16 protein-coding genes, 1 tRNA gene and 4 pseudogenes are annotated in these 23,890 nt (G+C 68.6%); 11 read left to right on the top strand and 10 right to left on the bottom strand.

Annotated features, from left to right (window positions below):
• The first annotated feature begins 60 nt into the window (after nucleotides 1-60).
• Nucleotides 61-855 carry a DUF222 domain-containing protein gene (locus FRADC12_RS21260; protein ID WP_045879974.1) on the top strand — a complete coding sequence of 265 codons (795 nt, stop codon included), beginning with the start codon at nucleotides 61-63 and terminating at the stop codon, nucleotides 853-855.
• Here the strand turns inward: FRADC12_RS21260 and FRADC12_RS21265 are convergent.
• A complete protein-coding gene (locus FRADC12_RS21265) occupies nucleotides 830-2,890 on the bottom strand; it encodes a glycoside hydrolase family 26 protein (protein ID WP_232303940.1) in 2,061 nt (686 codons plus the stop codon). The genes FRADC12_RS21260 and FRADC12_RS21265 overlap by 26 nt on opposite strands.
• A gap of 788 nt (nucleotides 2,891-3,678) precedes the next feature.
• Here FRADC12_RS21265 and FRADC12_RS21270 point away from each other — a divergent pair.
• The 3 genes from FRADC12_RS21270 to FRADC12_RS21280 all read left to right on the top strand — a co-directional run bounded on the left by FRADC12_RS21270 (nucleotide 3,679) and on the right by FRADC12_RS21280 (nucleotide 6,030).
• Entirely contained in the window at nucleotides 3,679-4,695 is a 1,017-nt protein-coding gene (locus tag FRADC12_RS21270; RefSeq protein WP_045879975.1) for a TIGR03617 family F420-dependent LLM class oxidoreductase, read from the top strand.
• A 251-nt stretch (nucleotides 4,696-4,946) separates the two neighbouring features.
• A complete protein-coding gene (locus tag FRADC12_RS21275; RefSeq protein ID WP_045877966.1) occupies nucleotides 4,947-5,417 on the top strand; it encodes an acyl-CoA thioesterase in 471 nt (156 codons plus the stop codon).
• A 76-nt stretch (nucleotides 5,418-5,493) separates the two neighbouring features.
• The gene (locus tag FRADC12_RS21280) at nucleotides 5,494-6,030 is read left to right on the top strand and encodes a glutathione peroxidase (RefSeq protein WP_045877967.1); all 537 of its coding nucleotides are present in this window, start codon (nucleotides 5,494-5,496) and stop codon (nucleotides 6,028-6,030) included.
• Nucleotides 6,031-6,130: 100 nt separating this feature from the next.
• Here FRADC12_RS21280 and FRADC12_RS21285 read toward each other — a convergent pair whose 3' ends face one another.
• Together FRADC12_RS21285 and ssb are read right to left on the bottom strand one after the other, a co-directional pair.
• On the bottom strand, nucleotides 6,131-8,332 hold the full coding sequence (locus FRADC12_RS21285) for a DUF7846 domain-containing protein (RefSeq protein ID WP_232303941.1): 2,202 nt from the start codon (nucleotides 8,330-8,332) through the stop codon (nucleotides 6,131-6,133).
• A gap of 170 nt (nucleotides 8,333-8,502) precedes the next feature.
• Nucleotides 8,503-9,105, bottom strand: a complete 603-nt coding sequence (gene ssb / locus FRADC12_RS28630; RefSeq protein WP_052711063.1) for a single-stranded DNA-binding protein — start codon at nucleotides 9,103-9,105, stop codon at nucleotides 8,503-8,505.
• Nucleotides 9,106-9,570: 465 nt separating this feature from the next.
• Between ssb and FRADC12_RS21295 the strand changes: the two genes are divergently transcribed.
• A complete protein-coding gene (locus FRADC12_RS21295) occupies nucleotides 9,571-10,452 on the top strand; it encodes an aldo/keto reductase (protein ID WP_045877969.1) in 882 nt (293 codons plus the stop codon).
• A 326-nt stretch (nucleotides 10,453-10,778) separates the two neighbouring features.
• Nucleotides 10,779-10,854 (top strand) — tRNA-Arg (locus FRADC12_RS21300).
• Nucleotides 10,855-11,470: 616 nt separating this feature from the next.
• Here the strand turns inward: FRADC12_RS21300 and FRADC12_RS35085 are convergent.
• Both FRADC12_RS35085 and FRADC12_RS21310 read right to left on the bottom strand, forming a co-directional pair.
• A pseudogene (locus tag FRADC12_RS35085) lies at nucleotides 11,471-12,091 on the bottom strand (recombinase family protein); the annotation flags it as partial.
• On the bottom strand, nucleotides 11,973-13,034 hold the full coding sequence (locus FRADC12_RS21310) for an integrase core domain-containing protein (protein ID WP_045877970.1): 1,062 nt from the start codon (nucleotides 13,032-13,034) through the stop codon (nucleotides 11,973-11,975). The gene FRADC12_RS21310 and the pseudogene FRADC12_RS35085, both read right to left, overlap by 119 nt.
• A gap of 275 nt (nucleotides 13,035-13,309) precedes the next feature.
• On the opposite strand from FRADC12_RS21310, the pseudogene FRADC12_RS21315 reads away from it, so the two are divergent.
• Nucleotides 13,310-13,501: pseudogene (locus FRADC12_RS21315) on the top strand (DDE-type integrase/transposase/recombinase); the annotation flags it as partial.
• Between the two features lie 162 nt (nucleotides 13,502-13,663).
• On the opposite strand, the gene FRADC12_RS34475 reads toward FRADC12_RS21315, so the two are convergent.
• On the bottom strand, nucleotides 13,664-14,050 hold the full coding sequence (locus FRADC12_RS34475; protein WP_349305892.1) for a transposase: 387 nt from the start codon (nucleotides 14,048-14,050) through the stop codon (nucleotides 13,664-13,666).
• Nucleotides 14,051-14,797: 747 nt separating this feature from the next.
• Complete coding sequence (locus tag FRADC12_RS21320) at nucleotides 14,798-15,901, bottom strand: cytochrome P450 (protein WP_232303942.1); 1,104 nt, start codon at nucleotides 15,899-15,901, stop codon at nucleotides 14,798-14,800.
• Between the two features lie 742 nt (nucleotides 15,902-16,643).
• Between FRADC12_RS21320 and FRADC12_RS30280 the strand changes: the two are divergent.
• Nucleotides 16,644-17,132: pseudogene (locus tag FRADC12_RS30280) on the top strand (IS701 family transposase); the annotation flags it as partial.
• Nucleotides 17,133-18,022: 890 nt separating this feature from the next.
• On the opposite strand, the gene FRADC12_RS21330 reads toward FRADC12_RS30280, so the two are convergent.
• Together FRADC12_RS21330 and FRADC12_RS30290 are read right to left on the bottom strand one after the other, a co-directional pair.
• Complete coding sequence (locus FRADC12_RS21330) at nucleotides 18,023-18,463, bottom strand: ATP-binding protein (RefSeq protein ID WP_045877973.1); 441 nt, start codon at nucleotides 18,461-18,463, stop codon at nucleotides 18,023-18,025.
• Between the two features lie 292 nt (nucleotides 18,464-18,755).
• Nucleotides 18,756-19,451 carry a Clp protease N-terminal domain-containing protein gene (locus FRADC12_RS30290; protein ID WP_198152996.1) on the bottom strand — a complete coding sequence of 232 codons (696 nt, stop codon included), beginning with the start codon at nucleotides 19,449-19,451 and terminating at the stop codon, nucleotides 18,756-18,758.
• A 214-nt stretch (nucleotides 19,452-19,665) separates the two neighbouring features.
• Here FRADC12_RS30290 and FRADC12_RS21340 point away from each other — a divergent pair, with 214 nt between their 5' ends.
• The 3 genes and pseudogenes from FRADC12_RS21340 to FRADC12_RS32455 form a co-directional block, all read left to right on the top strand.
• Complete coding sequence (locus FRADC12_RS21340) at nucleotides 19,666-20,307, top strand: IS3 family transposase (RefSeq protein ID WP_052711064.1); 642 nt, start codon at nucleotides 19,666-19,668, stop codon at nucleotides 20,305-20,307.
• Nucleotides 20,308-20,400: 93 nt separating this feature from the next.
• The gene (tnpC, locus tag FRADC12_RS21345; RefSeq protein WP_045875598.1) at nucleotides 20,401-21,858 is read left to right on the top strand and encodes an IS66 family transposase; all 1,458 of its coding nucleotides are present in this window, start codon (nucleotides 20,401-20,403) and stop codon (nucleotides 21,856-21,858) included.
• A 104-nt stretch (nucleotides 21,859-21,962) separates the two neighbouring features.
• A pseudogene (locus tag FRADC12_RS32455) lies at nucleotides 21,963-22,283 on the top strand (transposase); the annotation flags it as partial.
• A gap of 900 nt (nucleotides 22,284-23,183) precedes the next feature.
• On the opposite strand, the gene FRADC12_RS21355 reads toward FRADC12_RS32455, so the two are convergent.
• Nucleotides 23,184-23,480 (bottom strand): hypothetical protein, encoded by a 297-nt coding sequence (locus tag FRADC12_RS21355; protein ID WP_045877976.1) that lies wholly within the window; start codon nucleotides 23,478-23,480, stop codon nucleotides 23,184-23,186.
• Nucleotides 23,481-23,890: the final 410 nt, after the last annotated feature.

The raw sequence follows: 23,890 nt of genomic DNA on the forward strand, positions 1-23,890 counted from the left end.
ATGTCGGGCGCGGGTGGCTGCCTGACCGCCCGGACCTTCGGGGGCTCGAAGGACGATGACATGGACCAGGAGGAGCGGGATTCCCTGGCCGCGCTGCGCCGCGCGCTGGCCGCGATCGAGCCTACGGCGCTGCAGCCCGAGGCCGCCGTCGAGCTGATCGCCCAGCTGGTCGGCGTCGTGGCGGCCGCTCAGGCGGCGCTGGTGCGGGCGGTCGGCGCGGCGGCCGGCTCGCGTGCGCGGGCGGACGCCGCCGCGGCGCGGTCCGGCGACGACGCCGCGCCGGCGGCTGGCTGGCTCGCCCGGCGAGCCCGGCTGACCTGGGCCGCCGCGGCCGCGCTGCTCGTGGCGGCTCGGGCGCTGTCGGGCCTGCCCGTGCTCGCCGCGGCGTTCCGGCGCGGGGACGTGGGCCTCGACCACGTGCTCGCCCTGGCGATCCCGGCGACGTCCACGCCCAGGCTGGTCGCCCTGGCCGGACCGGCCGAGGCGGAGCTCACCGCGCTCGCCCGCCGGGCCGACCCGGGCGAGGTCCGCCTCGCCGTCGACCACTGGCTGCGCGACGTCGACGCTCGGGGGGTGGCAAGTGACGTCGAGGCCGCCCGGCGGGCCCGGTCGCTGTCACTGCTGACGGTTCCGGCGGGTGCGGCCGGCCGCCCGGGCGGCCGGGTGACGATCCACGGGACGGTTCCCGTCGACGACGCCCGCACCTTGCTGGACGCGTTGCGCCTGGCGGCGCGGGTGACCGCTGGGCCGGGTGACTCCACGAGCCCGGCCCAGCGGCGCGCCGACGCGCTGCTCGCGATGGCGCGGTGCTACCGCGCCATCGCCGACCTCACCACAGCTGCGCGTAGCGGGTAGCCGCCGCGGTGTTCTGGTAGAGGCAGTGGTCGCCGACCGGCCGGAAGAGGTTCGAGCCGACGTTCTCCATCTCGCAGTTGTTGAAGTACGCCTCGTAGTACATGCCGTGGCCGGCCCGCGCGACCATCCAGTCGCGCATGAACTGGATGTAGTTGGCGTTGTCCCCGCCGCCGTCCTCGCCCGACCCGGAGGCCACGCCCCACTCGGGGATGCCGAACAGCTTGCCGTGGGCTCGGGCGAAGTTGTACATCCAGGTGATGCCGCCCATGGCTGCGGCCTGGTTGTTGAACTGGTCGAGCGTGAACGACGGCGGGTAGTGGTCGTAGGCGTCGACCGAGACGATGTCGACCCACTGGTCGCCGGGGTACAGATCGGTCGGGACGTGGCTCGGCGGGTTCTGCGAGTAGTGGGCGTTGATCGTCCAGTCGAACTGCGGGCTGGTGGTAGCCGTGGACCGGATCGAGTTGACGATCTGGCGGTAGCAGTTGATGTAGTCCGACGCGTTCGTGCCGGACCACGGGTACCAGTCGCCGTTGGCCTCCCAGGCCAGCCGGACGATCGAGTTCTGGCGCCCGGTCGCGTTGAGCGTCCGGCCGAACTGCTGCCAGTTGCCGTTGTACGCGCCGGTCGCGCAGGTCCTCAGGTTGGAGGTTCCGTCCTCCGGGTACGGCGGGACGGTCAGCACCAGCTTGCCCGGCCAGCCGTTGAAGTTCGTCTCGGCGAAGGAGGGCTGGACGATCGACGACCAGCTGTCCCGCGCGACGAAGACCTGCGCGATGTCACACAGGTCGCCGCGGAAGGAGCAGAACCCGTCGACGTCCTGCGGGGTGATCAGTGGGTCGCCGTTCGCGCCGGACAGCCAGGGCTGGCCGGACCGGTTGCCGGTAGGCGTCCCCGGGTCCGTGCTCGCGGCGTTGTAGACCTCGGCGCGGTCGAACGACACCGCGAAGGCAGCCGAAGCGGAGTTGCGCTGGCCGATGTTCGTCACGACCGCGATGTGGTCGTCGAACGACAGCGATCCCGAGTCGTAGATCAGCGCGTTGCTGGAGGTCGGCGCGTACGTGTCGACGGTGGCGGTCGGCCGGCCGTCCACGCTCACGGTCAGCAGGCCGCCAGCCTGCTCCTTCACGCCGTAGATCAGGATGCGGGTCCCGGTCCAGCGGATGGTGGTCGTCGCGCCGGCGGTCAGCGAGTAGCGGAAGGACCTGTTCGGCGTGGACGGCACGCAGCCGCCGCACAGCGTCCAGTCCCCGTTGTAGACGACCTGGTTGTCGCCGGTACCGGTCGAGGTGTCCTCGATTGTCGTCTTGGTGCCGGTCGGCGGCGGGTTGGTCGAGCCGCCGCTGCCAGCGTTGGGATCGGTGAAGATCTCCGCGCGGTCGAACGAGACGGCGAACGCGGCCGCCGCGGCGTTGCGCTGTCCGATGTTGGTCAGGACCGCGGTGTGGACGCCGTTCGGCAGCGTTCCCGAGTCGTAGAGCAGCGCGTTACTGGAGGTGGACGCGTACGTGTCGACTTTGTTGGTCGGCCCGTTGTCGACCTGCACGCTGGCTAGGCCGCCGGCCCGCTCCTTGACGCCGTAGATCCTGACCTGGGTGCCGGTGAACTGGACGGTGGCGGTATCGCCGGCGGCGAGGGAGTACCCGAACGAGCGGTTCGGGGTGGATGGCACACAGCGGCCGCAGACGGTCCAGTTGCCGCCGTAGCTGACCCGGCCGACGCCGGCCCCGACGTTCGTGTCCTCGATCACGGCCGACCGGGTGGCGGCGAGCGGAGTGATCCCACCGGTCTGGATCATCGTCCGCTGGAGGTCCTCGGCGGCCAGCGGCTCGGTGGCCGGCGAGGTGGTCGTGACGATCGGGAACCGCTGAATTCCGGCCGCGGCTGGCGGTTGGGCCGCGTTGCGCAGAATGCCGGGCAGCGTGCTCGGGTCCACGTCCGAGCTGGGAATTCCGGGCGCCGCGGCATAGACGGCGTTCGGGGTGACGACCGCGCCGAGCGTCAGCGCGACGGCCAGCACGGCCAGGCTGGTCACGCGGACGCGGGGCCGCAGCCGTGGCCGGCGGACCGCGGCGCGGCCGGCGGGGGCTGGCCCGGCGGGGGCTGGCCCGGCGGGGGCTGGCGCTGTGGAGCCTGGCGAGACTGGGGCGGCGGCAAGAGCGCTCAGCCAGGCGCGGATCGGCACGCTGCCCCGGCGGTGTCTCCCGGCGGGTACCGGCGGCCCGTCCCGTCTGGCCACCGGACCGCCGGCCGAGACCGGCGCAAAGGTGGGTTCGGTCGGCGCGCCGTCGACTCCCAGGGGCACTGATCATCCCTTCGTCCCGGACCCGATGACTCTGGTTGGCCATCCGTAGGCCCGTTGCACTCACGAGCGCCGCGACCGTATACGCAGAGTCGCAATTGATTGCGCTAGGTAGTCAACGTTCGGCGGTTCGGGCTCGACACCCCACCCTTCGCCGTTACCTGGTCGGAGTGGCGCGTTCGGCCGCCATCGGTGCGCTCGGCGGCATGCCGACGCCAGAGGTCCGGTTCTTCGAGCGCCACGCCTCTGGCGGGCGGCCGCGCGTCGTCGCCGGTCGGCTCCCCGTGCCGGGCTGGCTGGCGACGCGGGCGCCCGGCGGGCCGGTGACGCGGGCGGTAGGCGGGCCGGTGACGCGGGCGGTAGGCGTCGCGGATGTCACACCGGAGGTGAGCGCCCGATCGGTTGCCCCAGCCGGCCGCAGGGCGGAAGCGTGTGCCGGGACCACGCTCTCGGGCCGGGCCGGCGCTCCCTGTCTCCGGCGGCGGGCCATGCTCAGACGGCAGTCAGTGGGAGGAAACCGGATGAAGATCGACGCGAGCCTGCCCGACGACATCGGCGCCACACAGGCAGGGGCCGCGAAGATCGAGGATGACGGCTACGCCGGGGCGTGGACCTCCGAGACGAAGCACGACCCGTTCCTGCAGAGCCTGCAGGCCGCGATGGCAACCGAGTCGATCACCATCGGCACCGCCATCGCGATCGGGTTCGCGCGCTCCCCGATGACGCTCGCCGCGACGAGCTACGACCTGGCCCGTTATGCGAAGGGCCGGTTCGTCCTGGGCCTGGGCTCCCAGATCAAGCCGCACATCGAGCGACGCTTCTCCATGCCATGGTCAGCGCCTGCGGCCCGGATGCGCGAGCTCATCCTGGCCACCAGGGCGATCTGGGCCACCTGGCACGAGGGCGTCAAGCTCGACTTCCGTGGTGACTTCTACACCCACACGCTGATGACCCCGTTCTTCACTCCCGAGCCGCACGAGTACGGACCGCCCCCGGTCTTCCTGGCCGCCGTGGGCGAGAAGATGACCGAGGTCGCGGGTGAGGTCGGGGATGGCTTCTTCGTCCACCCATTCACCACCATGCGGTACCTGGAGCAGGTGACCGTCCCGGCGTTGCTGCGTGGGCGGGCGAAGGCCGGCAAGGACGGCCTGGACGGCTTCGTCATCAACGGCCCATCGTTCGTCACCGTCGGGCGTACCGAGGCGGAGCTGGCCAGCGCCATCCAGGGCACCAAGGCCCGGATCGCCTTCTACGGCTCGACGCCCGCCTACCGCCAGGTCCTCGAGCTGCACGGCTGGGGCGAGACCCAGGACGAGCTCAACGCACTGTCCAAACAGAGCCGCTGGGACGACATGGCGAACGTGATCACCGACGAGATGCTGCACGAGTTCTCCGTCGTCGGCACCCCCGCCGAGGTCGGGCCGAAGCTCGTCGCGAAGGTCGGCAAGGTCTTCGAGCGCCTCACGTTCTACAGCCCGTACGACGCCGAGCCGGCGCTGTGGTCGGAGCTGCTCGCCGCGGTGACCACAGCCGCCTGACCGCCGCTCTCGTCAGGCGCCACCTTCATCAGGCCCCGCCGCGAGGCGCCGCTCTCGTCAGTCGCCCACTGCCTGGCACGCTCTCGCCCGGCAGTGGGCGGCGCCGCCCTTCGGCCCGCCCGCCGCCGTTGAGATCACCAGGCGGCGAGCGGGCCGGAAAGCGGCGGCGTCCTGTGCTGGGGCGCTGGATGTCGGCGCTGGAAGAAGTTTGTTCGTCCAGACGGGGTCGTCTGGACCAGAAGGAGCTTTGTATGGAGACGCGGGAGCGGGTGACGCCGGACCCGGGCCGCCGGGAACTGGCGCGATACCCGTGGGTGCACGAGATCCGCGCCAGGTTCGCCGACGTGGACAACCTGGGCCACATCAACAACGTCGCGGTCGTCTCGTACTACGAGGACGCCCGCGCCACCTTCAACAACGAGCTGCTCGGCCTGTTCAGCCTGCACGGCTCGGCGAAGGCCGGACCGTTCCATTTCCTGGTGGCCCAGTCCAGGGTCGACTACCTCGCCGAGGCGCACTACCCGGGCACCTTCCAGGTCGGCGTCGCGATCGGCTCGATCGGTAGGTCGTCAGTGGTCTACTACGCCGGGCTCTTCCGTGACGGCCGGTGCCTCGGACTGTGCGACGCGGTGCTGGTCCATCGGGTCGCGGGCTCGACTACGGCTGTCCCGCCGGACCGCCGGGCGCTGCTGGAGAAAATGGCCTTCCGGGCTGGGAATTGACCAGGGGCAGGTCGACGTTTCGTCCTTGACGTCAGGACTGTCAGTATTCGGAGTTTCGGGAGCGTCGGACCGCATCATGAGTGTCTACGACTACACGGTCGCCACCGCCGACGGTGGAACCTGTTCGCTCGGTGAGTACGCCGGCAAGGCGCTGCTCATCGTCAACGTCGCCAGCAAGTGCGGCCTCACCCCGCAGTACGAGGGCCTCCAGTCGCTGTACCAGGATCTGCAGGGCAAGGGCCTGGAGATCCTCGGCTTCCCCTGCAACCAGTTCCTGGAGCAGGAGCCCGGCACCGACGCGGAGATCCAGGACTTCTGCCGGGCCACCTATGACGTGACCTTCCCGGTCTTCAGCAAGGTCGACGTGAACGGCTCGGGCGCCGCTCCCCTGTACGGCTATCTGCGGGCGGAGGCTCCGGGCGACTTCGGGCCGCAGTTCGGCGGCTTCTACGACTTCATCTCGAAGACCTTCCCGGACCGGATCGGAACCGACGAGATCAAGTGGAACTTCACCAAGTTCCTCGTCGGCGCTGACGGTCAGGTCATTCGCCGGTACGAGCCGTCGGTGACCCCGGACGAGATCCGCCCGGACCTCGAAGCCCTTCTCGGCTAGCTCTCCCGCGCCACGGCCACCGCTGGCCTGTCTGGGCTGACTCAGGCCGGACGGCCAGGTGGCCGTGGCCACCCATGCGCGCCCGCCGCGGCGGTTGTGGTCAGCGGGCTGTCGTCAGGTGGATCGGGGGCGCAGCCGGGTCGGGCGTGGCGGCGACCTGGCCGGTGGAGGCCAGGACGGTGACCTTGCCGTCGCGGCCGACAACGGTCGGGGCCAGCTCCCGGTCGACCCACTGCTCCTTGCCGGACGCCGTGGGAGTCGTGTACAGCGCGAGGCTGACCAGGCGGCTGCCGGCTTTGCCGGCGGGCGCCTTCTCGTGCTTGAGCCACCGGGGCGTGCCCCGCAGGCCGGTGGACGCCGTCAGGCCGCGCAGTGTCGTCCCGTTCGGGGTGATGACCAGCTGTCCGTGGACCGGTCGGGTCGGGTCGATCGGGTAGGAGATGTCGCCGAGATCGGTGGTGAGTACCAGCCGGGCGGCCTTCGCCGGGTCGTGCGACGGGTCGATGGTGACGTCCAGCGTCACCTCGTCGCCCACCTGGTTGGCCAGCCGTTCGAGCCGGGCACCGGCCGGCGCATCCGGCGTCCGGTTGTACGCGGCTGGGATGCGCAGGAGATAGGCGGGCCGGTGGGCGTTGTTGGCGAGCACCGCCTCGTCGGGTCCGCCGCCGCGAGTCACGGCCCACAGCACTCGGCCGTCGAGTCCCGGTGGGTTGGCGGCCAGCGAGGTCGGGTGCATCAGATAGAGCGGGTCGACGGAGAGAAAGATCAGCGGACGGCCTGGCAGCGCGTCGACGATCCTGTCGAGGTCGCGGTCATGGCGGGTCAGTGTCATGTTGGCCGGGACCGCCGTCGCCAGTACCAGACAGGTGAGTCCGGCGATCACCGTGATGGCGCCGACGCCGAGCCTCGGCCGCCAGGCCGCCAGGTCCACCAGCCCGCGGGCGCCCAGCTGGACCAGGACCGCTAGCACCGGCAGGACGTAGAACGGCCCCAGATAGCGGATGCCGCCCCATAGGAAGGCCGCGTTCCACCCGCCCCAGAAAGCGACGTATCCAGCCAGGAAGACCAGCGCGCCGATGCCGAGCATGACTCCGGCGCCGCCAATGCGGCGCCGGGCGAGCGCACCGATGGCGCAGCCCAGCAGGACCACCCCGCCGCAGGCCCACCCGCCCAGCAGGAAGAGGTGGAGCCCGACCGACGACAGGCCGTCCAGCAGGGTGAAGTGGTGTGCTCGGTCCGTCGGGTAGAGGCGGCGTACCCCGAAGCCGATCTTGTCTTCGGATTCGAGGTAGGTGAAGGGCAGGCGAAAAGGCGATCCGGTCGCGGCCGCGTCAAAGGCGAGCAGCAACACCGCCGGCAAGGCGAGGCCGATGCCGGTTCGCCCGGCCAGCCACCACCGGCCACCTCGGGCCGTCACCAGGGCCCACACCGCCAGCGGCGCCAGCAGCGTCAGCACGTCGAAGGGCCGGACAGCAGCCGCGAAACCAGCCGACAGGCCCGCTACGACGAGCGCCCAGCCGTTCCGGTCCCGCCAGCCGCGCCGCGTCGCCGGCGCCCTGGCCGCTGCCACGCCGCGGAGCAGACCGATCACGGCCAGCTCGATCATCACCAGGACCGGCAGGTAGGCCAGCAGCATGCCGTCCAGCAGCACGACCAGGGGAGAGGTGGCCAACAACGTCGCGGCCACCCCCGCCACCCGCCGGTCCTCGAACAGCGCGAGGCCGAGCCGGTAGGTGACGACGACGGCGAGTGCGGCGATCACGGCGAGCCCGGGGCCGAAGCCGCCGGTTGCCAGCAGGCTGAGCGCGAAAAGTGCCGGCACGAACGGCGTGTACTTGAGGACGTAGTGGCCGTGAACGCCGACCGCGAGCCAGGGCGCGAACGACCCGGCCGGCGTTCCGGCTCGCGGGAACAGGTGGCCGGAGGCCAACGTCTGTGCCTGCAAGCGGTACAGCGCCTCGTCGTTGTTGACCGACAGGTGCGGGAACAGAAGGTATTTGACCAGCAGCGCGATCGCCGCGGCGACGAGAGCGAGCGCGGTCACGTACCAGCCGGTCGGGCTCACTGCCCTCACCCGGGTGGCGACGGCGGTCGTGAGCTGACGCGGGCCGGAGCGGGGACCGCCGGCGTTCAGAGGGCCGTCCGAGGCATGGCCGACCGCGGCGGGCCGGGGATCGCCGTCGGCGTCGTCGGTCGCGGGTCGGGCGGCTTCGCCGCCTCGTTCGGTGGGCAGCGTGACAGTCCGCCCTGGGTCGGCGGCCGCCGCGGCCTTCCCTTCCCGGTCATCCCGCACGCTCTCCACCAGGGTGAGCGTATCCGTCGAGCCTGCCCGCCTTGGAGCCGGGCGAGATGGTATCGATCGTGGCTTCTTGCCACGGTCGCGCCGGCCCGACTCCGTCCGGAGGCCGGGCGGCCGGCGCGTCGTCCCACGGATGGGTCGGGCGCCGGCCGTCTGGTGCGTCGTCGTCACGGCTACCGGTCCTCGCCGATGGCGCCGACGGCCGCCCAACCCGGGCCGACCTCGCCGGTCAGCTCGTCGAGGCCGGCGTCTGGCGCGAATCCCTCGGCGGCCTCCGTCGACACCGCTCCATCGGCCCAGGGCGTGCCCGCGAGCTCGGCAGAACTGTCGAGGGTGACGGCATCCGGCGGGCCGGCGGGAACAGGGCCGACGCCGTCCGTCGCGCCGGGCTGGACTGCCATGGCGCCGTCGCCACGGACGGCTCGGTTGATCCGGGCCGGATGCCAGGTGAGCTCCACGCCGACCGCCTCCGCGTAGATCTCGTAGCGGCGGCGGCGTTCGCCCTGGAGAGTCTGGAACTCGTTCTGTTGCAGCCGGCCGGATACCAGCGCGCGGTCGCCCTTACCGAGGCTGGCGGCGACATGCTCGGCCAGCCGGCGCCAGCAGATGATGTCGATGAACAGCGGCTGACCGTCGACCCAGCGGTCCTCCGCGCGGTCGTACCGGCGCGCCGTCGACGCGAGCCGGAACGAGCACACATAGGCCCCGGTCGGGGTGACCCTCAGGTTGGGGTTGTCGATGAGGTTGCCGACCAAGTTGATGTTCGCGTCGAGCATGCCGACCTCCCGGGACAGGGGTTTGTGACGACTGGTGCGCGGATGGGCTCGGACCACCACGTTCGGTTGGTGGACCGTCCGGCGCGACGCCAGGATGGCCACTCGCGGAAGGCACGGGAAGTGAGTAGGCCCCGGCTGTGGACGGCGGCTTTGTGTCCACAGACTGGCCCGCTTGGCCAGCGCGATCTTGTCGAGCCGGGAACACTCACTCCGCAGGCGCGGTTGCCAGCGATTGGTGGTGGGCGCAGCCCCGCGGCGTGGACAGCAAGAGGCGTCAGGGCGCTGATTGCCTGGCCTGTCGCGTCGATAGGCGGGCACAGTCCGGTGCTCCGGGCGTCGGCGACGACAGTGCGGGGCACCGCCGTTGAGGACATAGCGGCTGAGCCGCTTTCGCGTCGCCGACCCCGCGGAACCAGAGTGGGCACCCGCGGCGCGGAGGCCTGTCAGACCAGTGAGAGGACGAACATGTCGAGTGCGACGAGCACGTCACAGCCGTCGGCCATTGCCAGCGGGACGTTCCGGCTCGGCGGCGACCTGACCGTGAACCGGCTTGGCTATGGCGCGATGCAGATCACGGGTCCAGGCGTGTGGGGGCCTCCCGCTGACCCGGACGGCGCGGTCCGGGTGCTGCGCCGGTCCGTCGAGCTGGGCGTCAACTTCATCGACACCGCGGACTCGTACGGTCCGTACGTCAGCGAGGAACTGATCGCCAAGGCACTTCATCCGTACCCGGAAGACCTGGTGATCGCGACGAAGGCCGGCCTCGTCCGGACCGGGCCGTCGGTCTGGGTCCCGCTCGCCCGCGGCGCGTACCTCCGCCAGGAGGTCGAGATGTCGCTGCGCCGGCTGAAGGTGGAACGCATCGACCTGTTCCAGCTGCACCGGATCGACCCGCGGACCCCGGTGGAGGAGTCGCTGGGTGAGCTGAAGAAGCTGCAGGAGGAGGGCAAGATCCGCCACATCGGCCTGTCCGAGGTCACCGTCGACCAGCTGGCCCAGGCCCGGTCGATCGTTGACGTCGCCAGCGTGCAGAACAGGTACAACCTGGCGGACCGCGCCTCCGAGGACGTGCTGGAGTACTCGGAGCGAGAGGGACTCGGCTTCATCCCCTGGTTCCCGGTCGGCACCGGCTCTCTCGCCCGGCCGGGCGGCCCGCTGGACGAGGCCTCCTCGGCGCACGGCGCGGCGCCGGCTCAGCTGGCGCTGGCCTGGCTGCTGCGCCGCTCGCCGGTGATGCTCCCGATTCCGGGCACCAAGTCGGTCGCCCACCTCGAGGAGAACGTCGCCGCGGCGGACATCGTGCTCAGCGACGCGGAGTTCGAGAGCCTGGAGGCCGCCAGCCGTTGACGTAGGCAGACTGTGGCCCACCCGTCCAAGGCCGGACGCCAGACGCGCGCCGGCCTTGGACGGGGCGGAAAATGCTGACAGGGTGATCGAGACTGGGCCAGGTGGGCTCACGCGTCGGGACCTTTAGCCTGTGGCGCGAGGGCCTCTGTACGGGCATCATCGGCGTGGCCCACACGAGGGCGTCGGAAGCACCTGTTCTGAGCGCTCTCTGGGTCCCAGCCAGCCGCCTCGGATCGCGTCGAGCGACCCGACATTCCGGGCTGGCGCGGACGCGGGTCGTCTCGTCCCACGGTGTGGTGAACGCGAGGCCGCACAATGGAACATGAGCGCCCGTAGCTCAGCGGATAGAGCGAGTGCCTTCTAAGCACTGGGTCGCAGGTTCGATCCCTGCCGGGCGCACCAATCCAGGCAAGGTGCGAACCTGCGTACCGTCACCGCGCCTGTGCGTACGGCTGCGAAGATCGTCCTGATCTGTGTGGGTCGCGGCCGGACGTTCGGCCTCCGGGCTGTATGTCGGGATGCGGAAGATCGGTTCGATCTTGTGGCGGCCGGTCACGCGAATCTCGGAGACGAGGGAGCCGGTCAACCGGCGCAGGGTGGTGGGGTCGCCGTGCTTGATTGCTTCGCTGATCAGGTTGGACAACTGGTCGAGGTCGTCGACAGTCGGGGCTGAGGGCTGGGGGCCGTCCTCGGCGATGAGGCACGAGAGTTCGCCGCGCCGCTCCTGTAGTTCTCTGATCCTGAGGGTCAGTCGCTCAACGCGTTGTCCTGTGGTCGTGTCCGAGAGGGCGCCGGACTCGAAGGCTGCGAAGTAGCGGTCGATGGCCGTGGTGGCCTTGGCGAGTTCGGCGTCGAGGGTGAGGAGTTCGTCACGGCGGGCGCTGTGCGTGGCCGTGACCGCATCGGTGAGTGCCTCGGCGGCTTCTGCGGCGAGCGCGCTGTCTGCGTAAGTCTCGATCATGGCTGCGAGGATGGCGGCGTCGAGTTGGTCGGCGGGTATGCGTTCAGCGGGGCAGCGGGCGGTGCCGTGGCGGATTCGGCTCCAGCAGGTGTAGTAGCGGTACCGGTAGAGGTTTCCGCGGGCGGCGGTGCCGACGTAGTGCTTGCCACAGATCGTGCAGATGATCTTCCCGCTGAGGAGGTAGTCGGAGCCAGTCGCCGCGTGCTTCGCTGTGGCGTCGTCAGCTCGGGCTTCGAGGATCTCCTGGGCCTCGTCGAAGAGTGCTCTGTCGATGATGTGAGCGTGCGGCGCCGGGTAGTCGACGCCGCGGAAGCTGATCTCGCCGATGTAGGCGCGGTTTCGTAGGACGGTGACGATGGCGGCGCCCGACCAGTGGTTGCCGGTCTTGGTACGCAGCCCTTCTTTGCTGAGCGCACGCGCGATTGCTTGGCTGCCGAGGCGGCGGCTGACGTATTCGCGAAAGATTCTCCGGACTATGGGGGATTCGGCCTCGTCGATGACGAGGTGGTCGGTCAGTGGGTCGATCTGGTAGCCTGTGGGTGCCCGATATCGGATCCGGTCATGCTGCCTGCAGGTATTCGTGGACGAGACCGTCGAGTCGGTCCCGTCGAACCACGGCGGCTGCTGGTTCTGGTGGCGGGCCGGTCGCGGCGGGTGGCCGCTGGTGGAGTGATCGATGGGGTCGGTGTGCGTTGTAATGATCGACAAAGTCCGTGAGGACAGCGGTCAGGTGACGTTCGCCGAGGATGAGCAGGTGGTCGAGGCATTCGCGTCGGACGGTGCCGACCCAGCGTTCGGCGTAGGCGTTCGCGACCGGCGCCTGGACGGGGGTACGGAGGATCGTGATGTTGTCGGCGGTGAAGACCGCGTCGAACGCGGTGGTGAACTTCGTGTCCCGGTCTCTGATCAGGTAGCGGATCGGCGATGGTCGCAGGTCGTGGTCGATCAGGAGGTTGCGGGCTTGCTGGGTGACCCAGGCGCCGGTGGGGTGGCGGGTGACCCCGGCCAGATGGACGCGGCGACGGTCAAGCTCGAGGAAGAACAGTATGTACAGCCGGGTCAACCGCACCGTGTCGACGGTGAAGAAGTCGCAGGCGACGATGCCGCGGGCCTGCGCGTGTAGGAACTGGCGCCAGGTCGGACCGGCCCGGCGGGGCGACGGGTCGATTCCGGCCGTCCGCAGGATCTTCCAGACAGTGGAGGCACCGATCCGGTGACCGAGCCCGACCAGCTCGCCATGAACGCGCCGGTATCCCCACGGGGGGTTTTCCCGGGCGAGCCGCAACACGAGCGCGCGAACCTCCGCCGCGGTCGAGGGCCGGCCAACCCGGCGATACGGCTGGGTCCAGTGTCGGCGGGCCAGCTGGCGATGCCACCGCAGGATCGTTTCGGGCCGCACGGGCAGAACCGGCCAGGACGCCCGGGGAAGCAGCCGCGCCAGCGCGGCGAACACCGCCCGATCCGCCCAGGTCAACCGTGGCCGGGCCACCTGACGGCGTAGAACGACCAGCTCATGCCGCAGCAGAAGGATCTCGGCGTCCTTCGACGCGGAACTCCGCGCGAACAGCGCCAGCCAGCCGGTCAACCAGCGCACAGCGAGATAGACCAACCGCAACGCCACAACCACGATCATGAAACCGTAGCCGCCGGCGCGGACACCAGACGACTACCAGACCACGCCGAGACGACACAGCCCGAACCTCGCGCCACCGCTGGGCCCGCGGCGAAAACCCCAGGTCAGCACCCACGATCTAATATCGGGCACCCACAGGTCCTCAGCGTTACTCCAACGAGTACCTGCGGCTGACCCCGACTCGGGGCATGTCCGACATGACGGATCTTTGCTCGACGCGAGTACCACCGCGCCACCTGACCGAGCAGCGAAACCGCAGGTGAGCCGATCACGGCAGGTTGAAGGCACGGCTACGGCCGATGCGGGGGCTGAAACGGCTGCGCTCCGCCCAGGTGATCGGCTCCGGGCACGCCTTCGTCCAGAATCTCCGCCGCGGCCACTACGCACTCGGCCTCGACACCGAACCCCACCACCGACTCGCAGCAGCGTTCACCGAGCTCGCCCTGGCTCTCTGACCAGGCAACCAGCCCACTCCAGCCCTACCCCGGACCAACTCAATGCAACAGCGCCGTTCGATCCTCCCGACCGTGCGCCTCCGGCGCGGCGCACGGGCGACATAGGACGTGGGCGTGAGCGGCTTTCGTGGACACGCTCTGACTGGCCGAGTGAGCCTCAAATCAGCGCCGCCGGGGGTCGCTTGCGCGCGGCACGAGGTTCGACGCTCCCGCCGCGTGTTGGGGGCACGGGTGGCGGGTCGAATCGACCGAAACCTCCCAGGTGATCAGACTGGCGGCATCCGTCCGAGACCGCAGCGCGTTCAACGCTCTGTTCCACGTCCCATCGCGATGCCAGTCCAAGAACAGCCCGTAGACGGTGCGCCAATGCCCATAGCGGGCCGGCATGTCACGCCACGGCGCACCGGTCCGCGTCCGCCATCGGATCCCGTCGATCAACTGTCGCCGCGACCACGTCCGTGGACGACCCGGCTTCTTCTTATCCGTCTCCGAGGGCAGTAACGGCTCGAGCACAGCCCACTGCTCGTTTGTAAGGTCACCCCGTGCCACAATAGCTGATCTTCCAAGTCAGATCACGCCAGTTCACCAGCGCCGACAGACACCAGACAGCTCGCAAATATGCCCTAAAAGCCTTCACTGAACCGATGTGAGAGATGACTCGGAGAGAGCTTACAGGCCACGTCATCCTGATTCCTTAGGGTTTCCATGACGGTTGATGATAACCCTCATTGTGGGGAAGCATATTGAGTTTTGATCTCGCCGGTCAGTACGGTGGTTCTAACAGCTCCGGTAAGCAGGTCGGGCAGGCGTGCAGTAGCCGGCATAGGGACATTCGAATTCCAGCCGGTGCGCCATACGTAATCGCACATACCGAAGTCAACGGGTGTGTCTGGCTACCCTGTTGGGGCCCGTTCCAACAGCAGTAATAGTATCCCGAGCGCCATCAGTGCCAATCCGGTTGCTGTCGCCAGGATCCGCCGGCGCCGATGTCGACTGATGGCCCGATCCAAGGGGGGAGGGAGTCGATGGATCTCACGTATTATCGAGGCTTTCCCGGCACGCAGGTACTTCTCGACCTCGACGGTTGAGTCCCAGTTCGCGTCCGAGGATGCGGCCCGGAAGACATGACACGGGTCGATATCGTCATTCATGAGGCCTTCTCTTCTCTACCGCCACGCGGCCGGCGATGCGCCGGAGGGATGCTCGACCAGAACGCACAAATCGACCTGCGAGATCACCTTCGATGACCGCTGGCCGCCCGCGCCTGGCTCCTGACCAAACCGTCGGGAACACCGTTCACGGAAGGGGCCTTGCCCTTGCCGAGAGTCGTTTGATGCCGTTGACGGAGATCGAGCGAAGGAACTCGGGCTCGCCGGTAATGGTGAGTTCAGGCAGCTGGCGGAAGGCTTCGCGAAAGATCGCAATGATCTCGGCACGTGCAAGTTGGGCGCCGAGACAGAAGTGGGGACCGGGTCCTCCGAATGCGAGGTGGGAGTTCGGGGCTCGGGTTAGGTCCAGCCGATCGGGCTCGCGAAAGACCTGTTCATCGCGGTTGGCGGCGGCATAGAATAGCAAGATCTTGTCGCCTTTCGCGAGACGGTGGCCGTTGAGGGTGGTGTCCCGGGTAGCAGTGCGGCGCATGGTCGCGACGGGTGTGGTGTAGCGGAGGATTTCGTCGACGGCGGTGGGGTGCATCCGTTCAAAGTCGGCGACCCAGGCGTCGCGCGCGTGGCGATTATTGTGGAGGGTCCAGATACCGAGACTGATCGCGTTGCGTGTGGTCTCTTGGCCCGCGAATGCCAATAGGACGAAGAAGGAGGAGATTTCCCGCGTCGTGAGGTGGATCCCGTCGACCTCGGCTTGGACGAGGGCAGTCAGCAGGTCGTCGGTGGGCCTGCGCCTGCGCTGCTCGGCGAGATCGGTTGCTAGGTCGGCGAGGCTGGCGCCAGCATCGAGGAACGCGTTGACCGGATCCTGTTGGTGGGGCACGAAGTCGGGATCGCCTCCGGAGACGATCACGTTGGACACCGTCTGGACGCTGGCCCGGTGGCTTTCTGGAATACCGACAAGGTCGCATATGACCGTGAGTGGGAAGGGCGCGGCCAGGTCGGCGACGATGTCGATATCGCCGCGCAGAGCGGCAGCGGCGACGGTCGCGGCAGCTGTGCGCTGGATGTCGTAATCCAGGCGGCGCAGGGTGCGGGGAGTGAACGCGGCAGCGACGATCCGGCGGAGCTGGAGGTGTCGAGGGCTATCGAGGTTGATGATCGAGCCAAAGAACTCGTTGAACTCGGGACTGAGATCATTGACCCACAGGGCACCCTGACCGGAGCAGAAATCAGCCGGGCGGCGGGAGACCTCGATGATGTCGCCGTGTCTGACTGTCAAGTGATGCTGCACGCTACAGGGAAAGATGGGACGTTGGACGGCGGCAGAGACTTTTGCCCGATTTGTTTTCCAAACAATCCCAATACTGCTACGCGGCTTCCGCGGTCCGTGGCCACGCGAAGCTGCTGGTCGTGGGGTTTAGCTGGAAAAGGGTGTGCGGGCGCGCCAGGCGCCATGGTCGAGACTCTTGTGTCATGGTAGATGGTTTGTGCTGTGGTGGTGGTTCTGGGGTGCATAACTGTCCTTCTGGCGTGAGAGTATGTGATCGTTCAGTGCCTGCATGGGGGTTTTCGGGCCCTGCGAGGGCCGTTGTTGAGAGTGGCAGCGACCGCCGCGAGGTCACGGACACTAAGTTTGACTAGGTCGGGGCTGGGGCGGCGTAGATCGTGACTCACCGCGGAAGGGCTCCTGGGACATCGAGCACGTCGGGCCCGCACACGACGAGTCCGGGCTGAATAACTTCCGCGGTGTGGTGCGGCAGCGGCTGGCCGCAGGGGCGAGGTGAGCTTGATCTGGGCCTGGACGCTCGGACGCGAGTGGATCGTTGCCGATCACGTCATCGAGGCTAGGTCACTTGGTCGACGCGTTCGGTCGCGTCTACGACACCTCGGGTTCCCAAGGCCACAGGGCGACGAGGTCTCCCGCCAACCGGCGCCGGCACTCATCATTGAGCCGAGCTTTCCAAGCAAGCCCAATCACCTGGTGAGCGGGTGGGATGATCTGTGTCGTGGTGGTGGAGGCATGGGCGGCCTAGCTGGAGAGACTGTGTTCGCTGGTTGGGGGCCGGTTCGGGCGAGCGGCGCCGCGGCGGCGGGTGGCCGAGTATGTGTCGGGGCTGGTCGCGGGGTTGGATCGCAAGGATGGCTGGACGTTGGCGGAGCGCGCGGTGAGGTCTCGCCGGACGGGATGCCGCAGTTGCTGCGCCGCGCTGACTGAGACGTCGACGGCGTCCGCGACGACGTCCGTGATCATGTCGTGGAGCGGCTGGGTGACCCGAAAGCGATGTTGGTCATTGATGACACCGGGTTCCTGAAATAGGGGACTCGGTCGGCTTGGGTGCAGGGCAGTACTTGGGGACGGCGGGCCGGACGGAGAACGGCCAGGTCGGAACGTTTGTTGCCTATCGGTCCCGGTTCGGGCATGCGCTGACCGATCGCCAGCTCTACCTGCCTCAGGCGTGGACCGCTGATCGGAAACGCTGCCGTAAGGCGGGAACGACGAGGAGGTGGCGTTCGCGACCAAGTGTTGAGCGGCACTCTGGACGCTCAGGTCGAGGCGGAATCGGGCGTTGAGCGTGCCGACGGTCGAGACCAGTTCCCTCGTTCGTCGGCGGCGGCAGCTCGCCGACGAACGTCCCGCGCGCGGTGGGTGCTGCGATGTCGCTGGAACGACGGCGCGACAGTGTCGGCGCGGTGTCGCCTCCGGTGTCGGGCACGGGCGGCTTGCCCCGACCGGTGGTCGAGGGCCAGGGTGCAACACCAGCCGCCCCTTCGGAGACCCGGCGGCAAGGCCAGAACCGGACGGGATGGACGATGATCGGGGTGTTCGACCCGGCGGCGGCTCGCCAGGCGCTGGCACGGCGGCTGCGCTGCCCGGACTGCGGTGCGCCGCTGGCGCCGTGGGGCCGGGCCAGGCTCCGTACCGTGCGCGACCGGGGCGGCCAGGAGCGCACGCGCCCGGACCGGGCGCGCGGCCTGCGCAGCGACGAGATCTGCCGGCTGTGCCTTGGCTGCAGCCGCTGGCAACACAACGGCTCCCTGGCGCCCGGCGACGCCCGCGACGTCCTCGCCCCGGGACGCCGTCTGACTGCTCGACGTGCCGGTCCCCAAGACCGGGACCGCGTTCACCGAACCGGTCGACCCGATCATCGGCCAGGCCATCGAGGCCTGATATGCCCTGCGGCCGGCCCAGCCCCAGCGCCTGGACCGCAAGACCAACGAGTGCGTCGACCTGCTGTTCAGTATCGGCGCTCACCTGGTCGCCAAGTACTACATCAACATCAACCGCACGATCATCCCGGCGCTCTGCCGCAAGGCCGGTGTCCCCACCGCGGACATCCGCGGCAACATCACCAGCCACCGCGCCCGTCGACGATCGCCAGCCAGGGGGCTGGACGGCAGACGCGGGGATCGGCTACCCGCCGCGGTCGCCGCGTCCTTTTGCCAGCTCGATCGTGACTCGCTGGTCCGGCCCGGTGGAGCTGCCGACCTCGCCGGCCAGCGCGCTTAGCACGGTCCAGGCGAACGTGTCCTTCGACGGCGGCTCGCCGTCAAGGCTGTCGACCGAGACGGTGACCCGCATGAGGCGTGGCGACAGCGTGAAGACGCACTCCAGCGCCGATTCCGGGACTGCGGAGATCAATAGCAGGGCGGAGGCCTCGTCCACGGCGATCCGCAGGTCCTCGATGTCGTCAAGGGTGAAGTCCGCCCGCGCGGCCAACGACGCGGTCGCGGTGCGCAGGACGACCAGGTCAGCGCCGGCGGCGGGGATGGTGAGCCGCACGACGTCGCGCGGGCCGCCACCGTGGACATCGCCGGAGTTGCCCGCGCCATCGGCTGAAGGCGTCGGATCCACGTTTCTACCCCCAGTGCTGGGTCATTCGCTCCGAGACTCGTCGCCAGCGTCGAGTTCGAGTTGTCCGCCGCCCGCCGGGCACGTACCCGCCCGGTGGGCTGTTGCCTACATCATCCCGCCACCACTCTGCCGGTTCGTCGTGGGCCATCACCGGCCCCCTTGACCCGCCGACCTACCACGACCTGTGGTTCCACTCGCCACCGTCGACACCCGGATCACCCGGGTGTCGATGGACGACGACACCTTCCCCGCGGGCGCCGGCCAGCTCGCCCTGCACTATCGAGTCAGGACACTAGCCAAGCCATTCCCTAAGCAAGTTAGCCTCTATCCCCGCATCGAGAAGAATAGCTGCACCAATGCCACCATCGTCACCAAGAATTCCCATAAGCAGATCCTCGGCTAGGACTTGACTGTGGCCCCTCCTTTGGGCTTCTTTTATCATCAGTACGGTAATCACCGTCTGTGCGCGAGGCGTAAGCGTATGGGGAAAGTTCTCTACACCAGTTCGTTCTCGTGCAGGCGAAACGGCTTTCTTTGCCGCATCCCTGACGGATTCCAAAGGTACTCCAATTCCATTTATCGCTTTGGCCGCAGAGTTATTTTGATCAGACAGCAACCCAAGAACGAGATGTTCAGTACCGACAAGTTCATGCCCAAATCCGAAAGCTTCAGCGTTTGCGGCTTGCATCACCGGATTAAGCTCCGGAGACAGGGAAAGAGGGAGTCTCATCTTGGGAAAAGTGACCTCAGTCGATTTCCTACCCCCAAAGCGCTGCTGCGCCGCCTGCTTGGTTACACCAAGACTCTGCCCGATATAGGTCCAGGAAAGATTGGATTCTCTCGCCTCTTGAACGAAATGAAGAATGAGTCGATCAGAGAGGTCCGCAAGACGTTCAGATATAAAAGAGGCATGATAGAGCTTAAAGCCTATCGCGCCATTCTGCGTCTGACTTTCAACGGAGGAGATAAGATCTTCAAGCGATTCCATAATGGTGACCATAGCTTATGGCGGACGCCTCGTCAAGGCTCCATTGACGAGGCGTCTTCCTTAGAGCGGAACCCGTGGGTGGGTGTACCCGGCGCCGCGCATCTGATGGGGCCAGGTTCCTACCTGGCCTTGTTTCTCCTGGCCACGAGGCCCGTAGACGCTCCGGGGTCCAGGATGGCTTGGAGGGCCGCCGCCGTCAGGCGGGCCGCTATCGATGAAGGCCGTCGAGTCGACGGCTCTGCGGGCCGAGGCGGAGCGGATCGTCGAGTTGGAGAACGAAATGAAGATCCTTCGGAAGGCGGCGGCGGTCGAGCGGGTGGTGCCCCCCAAAGCACGGTTCGCTCTCGTGGCGGAACTCGCCGCTGAGGGCGTCCCGGTCAAGCAGGCGTGTCTGATCCTCGGGGTCTCCCGCTCGGGTTTCTACGACGCGAAGAGCCGGCCGCCGTCGGCCCGGGCGATCCGCCAGGTCTGGCTGACCGATCAGATCACCGCGGTGTTCGAGGCGTGGCGGCAGACCTACGGTGCGCCCCGGGTCCGCGCCGAACTGGTCCTCGGCCAGGGCGTGGTCGTGTCTCGTAAGACGGTCGCGGGGTTGATGCGCAGGGCACGGCTCGCTGGGCTGCCGCTGCGACGGGTGGCGAGGAAGGTGCCTACAGCGGCCACGGTCACCGACCTGGTGCGCCGGGACTTCCACCACGACGGGCCGAACGAGCTGTGGGTTACCGACATCACCGAACACCCGACCCGGGAAGGCAAGGTCTACTGCTGCCTCGTGTTGGACGTCTTCTCACGTCGAGTCGTCGGCTGGGCGATCGATTCCCGGGCATGCGCGGAGGTAACTAGTCAGGCCTCCTGATCTTTTGCTGTTGTCGCAGGTCGGGTCGTTTTGGTGACGATCGGTGTGGGCGCGGGGTGGGTGCGGTGGGTGACCGTCTCGTAGGTTGATCGTGTGTCTTCCGTCGATCAGCCCGCGCCGTCGTATGACGAGCTCGCGGTGCTGGTCGTGGCGCAGGCCGCGCAGGTCGCCGGGTTGCGGGCCGCGTTGGAGAAGGCGCACGCCGAGATCGAGGCGTTGCGGGCCCAGGTGGCGACGAGCTCGCGGAACTCCTCGAAGCCGCCGAGCTCGGACGGGCTGGGGAAGCCGGACCCGAAGTCGCGGCGTGCGCGGACCGGCCGGAAGCCGGGGGGTCAGGAAGGGCATGAGGGGTCGACGCTGAGGCTGGCCGCGGACCCGGGCCGGGTCGTGACCCATGAGCCGGCGGTGTGTCGGGGCTGCGGGGACGGGCTGGTGCTGGCGGCGGTCACCTCGGTCGAGCGGCGCCAGGTCGTGGACCTGCCGGAACCGGTCCCGCTGGTCGTCGAGCACCGGTTGGTCGAGCGGGAGTGCGCCTGCTGCGGGACCCGGACCCGGGCGGCGGCACCGCGCGGGGCCGACGCCCCGGTCCAGTACGGCCCGCGGGTCGAGGCGACGGTCCTCTATCTCTATGGCGGCCAGTTCCTGGCGCGCGACCGGGCCGCCGCCGCGATGGCCGAACTGTTCGGCACGCCGCTGTCGGCGGGCACGGTCGCCGCGATGCTCGCCCGCGCCGCGGCCCGCCTGGCCAAGGAGTTCCTCCCGAGGGTCCGCGACGAGATCGCGGCGGCGCCGGTCGCCGGGTTCGACGAGACCGGGCTGCGCGTCGCCGGGAAGCTGCACTGGGTGCACTGCGCCCGCACCGAGAAGTACACCCTGCTCGTCTGCCACCTCCGCCGCGGCGTCGAGGGGATGGCCTACCTGGGCGTGCTGCCCGGCTACACCGGGGTCGCGGTGCACGACTGCTGGTCGCCGTATGACACCTACGTCCAGACGGATCACCAGCTCTGCTGTGCCCACGTGGCGCGGGAGTTGACCGCGGTCGCAGACACGTCGCCGCCCGACGGCTGGTGCTGGGCGACGCAGGCCGGCGAGGCGCTCGTCGACCTCGAGCGGCTCGCCGCCGACGCCCGCGCCGCCGGCGCCACCGCCCTCGCTCCCGAAGCGACCGCCGAGCCGCTGCGCCGGCTGCGCCACGCCGTCCAGATCGGGATCAGCCAGACCCAGGCCCGCTCGACGAAGCTGATGCGTAAGCACAACGCCCTGGCCCGCCGCCTCGCCGACCGCGAGGCCGACTACCTGCGCTTCCTGAACAACCTGGCCATCCCACCAGACAACAACGGGCCGGAGCGCGACATCAGAATGGTCAAGCTGAGACAGAAGGTCTCCGGCTGCCTGCGCTCCCTCACCGGCGCCCGCCAGTTCTGCGCACTGCGCAGCTACCTCTCGACCACCGCCAAACACGGCCTCGCCATGCTCGACGCCCTCGTCCAACTCGCCGAGGGCCGCCCCTGGCTGCCCACCAACACCCAAGCCCCCACCGCCACCGCGTGACAACCAGTAACCGTCAGCCAAGAAACACCTGACTAGTTACGCGCGGAGTTGGCGACCTGTGCGCTCGGGATGGCGATCGAGTCCGTGGCAGCGACGGGCAGATTCCCTGCGGGATCATCCACGCCGACCACAGGACGCAGTTCACCTCGTGGACGTTCACCGAACGGGCCCATCAGGCCGGGCTTCTACCCTCGTTGGGCACCGTCGGGGATGCCTACGACAACGCGGTCGCGGAGGCGTTCTGGGCACGCATGCAGACCGAGTTGCTCAACCGGCAACGCTGGAACACCCGGATCGAGCTCGCCAACGCCATCTTCGAGTACATCGAGGGGTTCTATAACCGCCGTCGACGCCACTCCGCCCTCGACTGGCAGACCCCGCTCCAGTACGAGACCGTCAACCGCCAGCCGACCGCGAACTCCTGACCAGCGTGTCCGCTGAACGGGGGCAACATGCTGGTGTCCGTGCTCAAGGGCCGAGCTCAGCCTCGGTCGTCGGCTCCACCAGACCATCCAGCCGCGCACAGGCTGACCAGCACGGCGCAGGACCGTACACGCCGGCTGGAGATCCGACCGCGGATCAAGAAGCCAGCCAAAGGCTCGTGGACAGCGCCGAGCTGCTCGTTGCTGTATGGGACGGCCAGCCCAGCCGCGATTTCGGTGCCGGCGGACGTCGTCGCATACGCCTACAACACCGGAAAGACCGTCGACATCGTGTGGCCATCTAGCGCGCAACGGCCATAACGGCACCCGTCGAGGCGGTAGCAGAACTGGTGCCTGTTGGCGCGGCGGCGGTAGCGATTGCGTAGCGGGCGGACCTCGGCGTCGACGATGGCTCGGCAGACGGTAGCGAAGGCGGGCCAGGCTGGGTCGGCGGGTTCGGGTGCCGATGGCGGCGGAGCCCAGTCGGGCTGCGCTGACATAGGCCGATCCTCCCGATTGCCCGCCCCCGCAACCGGCCCACGGCCGCGGATCGAGTTCTGGCGCGCTACAGGAGGCAGGTATCCGGCGGTGGCTGTGTGTAGGTATTTTGCGCATCTCGGTCTGGCCGGATCTCCCGGCGCCGTCGCGCTGGCGCGGCCGGCGGATTGGGCACGGCGCGGATCACCCTCGGCAGGACGATCCCCACGCCGACGGCCAGCAATCCCGCGGCGAGCAACGCTGGTACCAGCGCGTGTGCCCGTCTGCGGTATCTGCGTTCCAGGTCTGGTGTTGCCGTGTTTCGCGTAGGGCGGTCATCCCGCGCGTGGTGGAAGACGGGTGGAGGCTCCGTTTCGGGAGTCACCAGGTCAGCGGACGCGTGGGTGGCGTCACGCAGGCGGTTTTCTAGGGAAGACATCGGCTCTCCTCTTCGAGGGACCGGCCAGTGCGCGCGTCAGCCGGCTCGCGGTGAAACGGACCGTCGCCGGGCTGATCATGAGCGTCTCGGGTGATCACCTCGTCCGGCAGGGCGTGGTAGTGGCGCAGGATGTGAACTCTCTGGTGGGGTGCTGCGAGGCGGCATAGCGCGGCTTTCATGCCGCGGCGCTCCTCGTCCGGCAGCGCCGCAGCCACGTCCGACCCAAACGGAAATGGATGCATAACCCAGAGATGCGCAACCAACCCGATCTGCTGCTCGCTCACCTGGACTTTCTCCCTGCTCCGCGCACGCCGACGATCGCCAGTGTCGTGACTCAGGCCTGCCCCCTTGCCTGCGGAACTGGCCTGTGAACGGCGCAGGCACTCGATCCCGCAGGTCAGGGGACGCCGTGTCCCACGCGGAACCCTTGCGTCGATCGCCACCCACACCCGGCGCGGGACAACCCATCAGAACCACCCTCGGCACTCACGACCGGCCTGACACTCCCGGCGCGGGGCGTGAGGTGGCGCTGAGCGAGCTGGCCGCCGGTGGCGCGAGTACGCCGCCCGACAACCGGGAGTGAGCGACGGGTGCGGCCTCTCGCCTGCGAGGGCCAGGCGTCCACCGCAACCGCGATCCGCCAGCTTGGAGTCGCCACGTAGATCCGATCATACAACGACCTGTAGGGATCGGA

It is taken from the genome of Pseudofrankia sp. DC12, assembly GCF_000966285.1.
GTDB lineage: Bacteria > Actinomycetota > Actinomycetes > Frankiales > Frankiaceae > Pseudofrankia.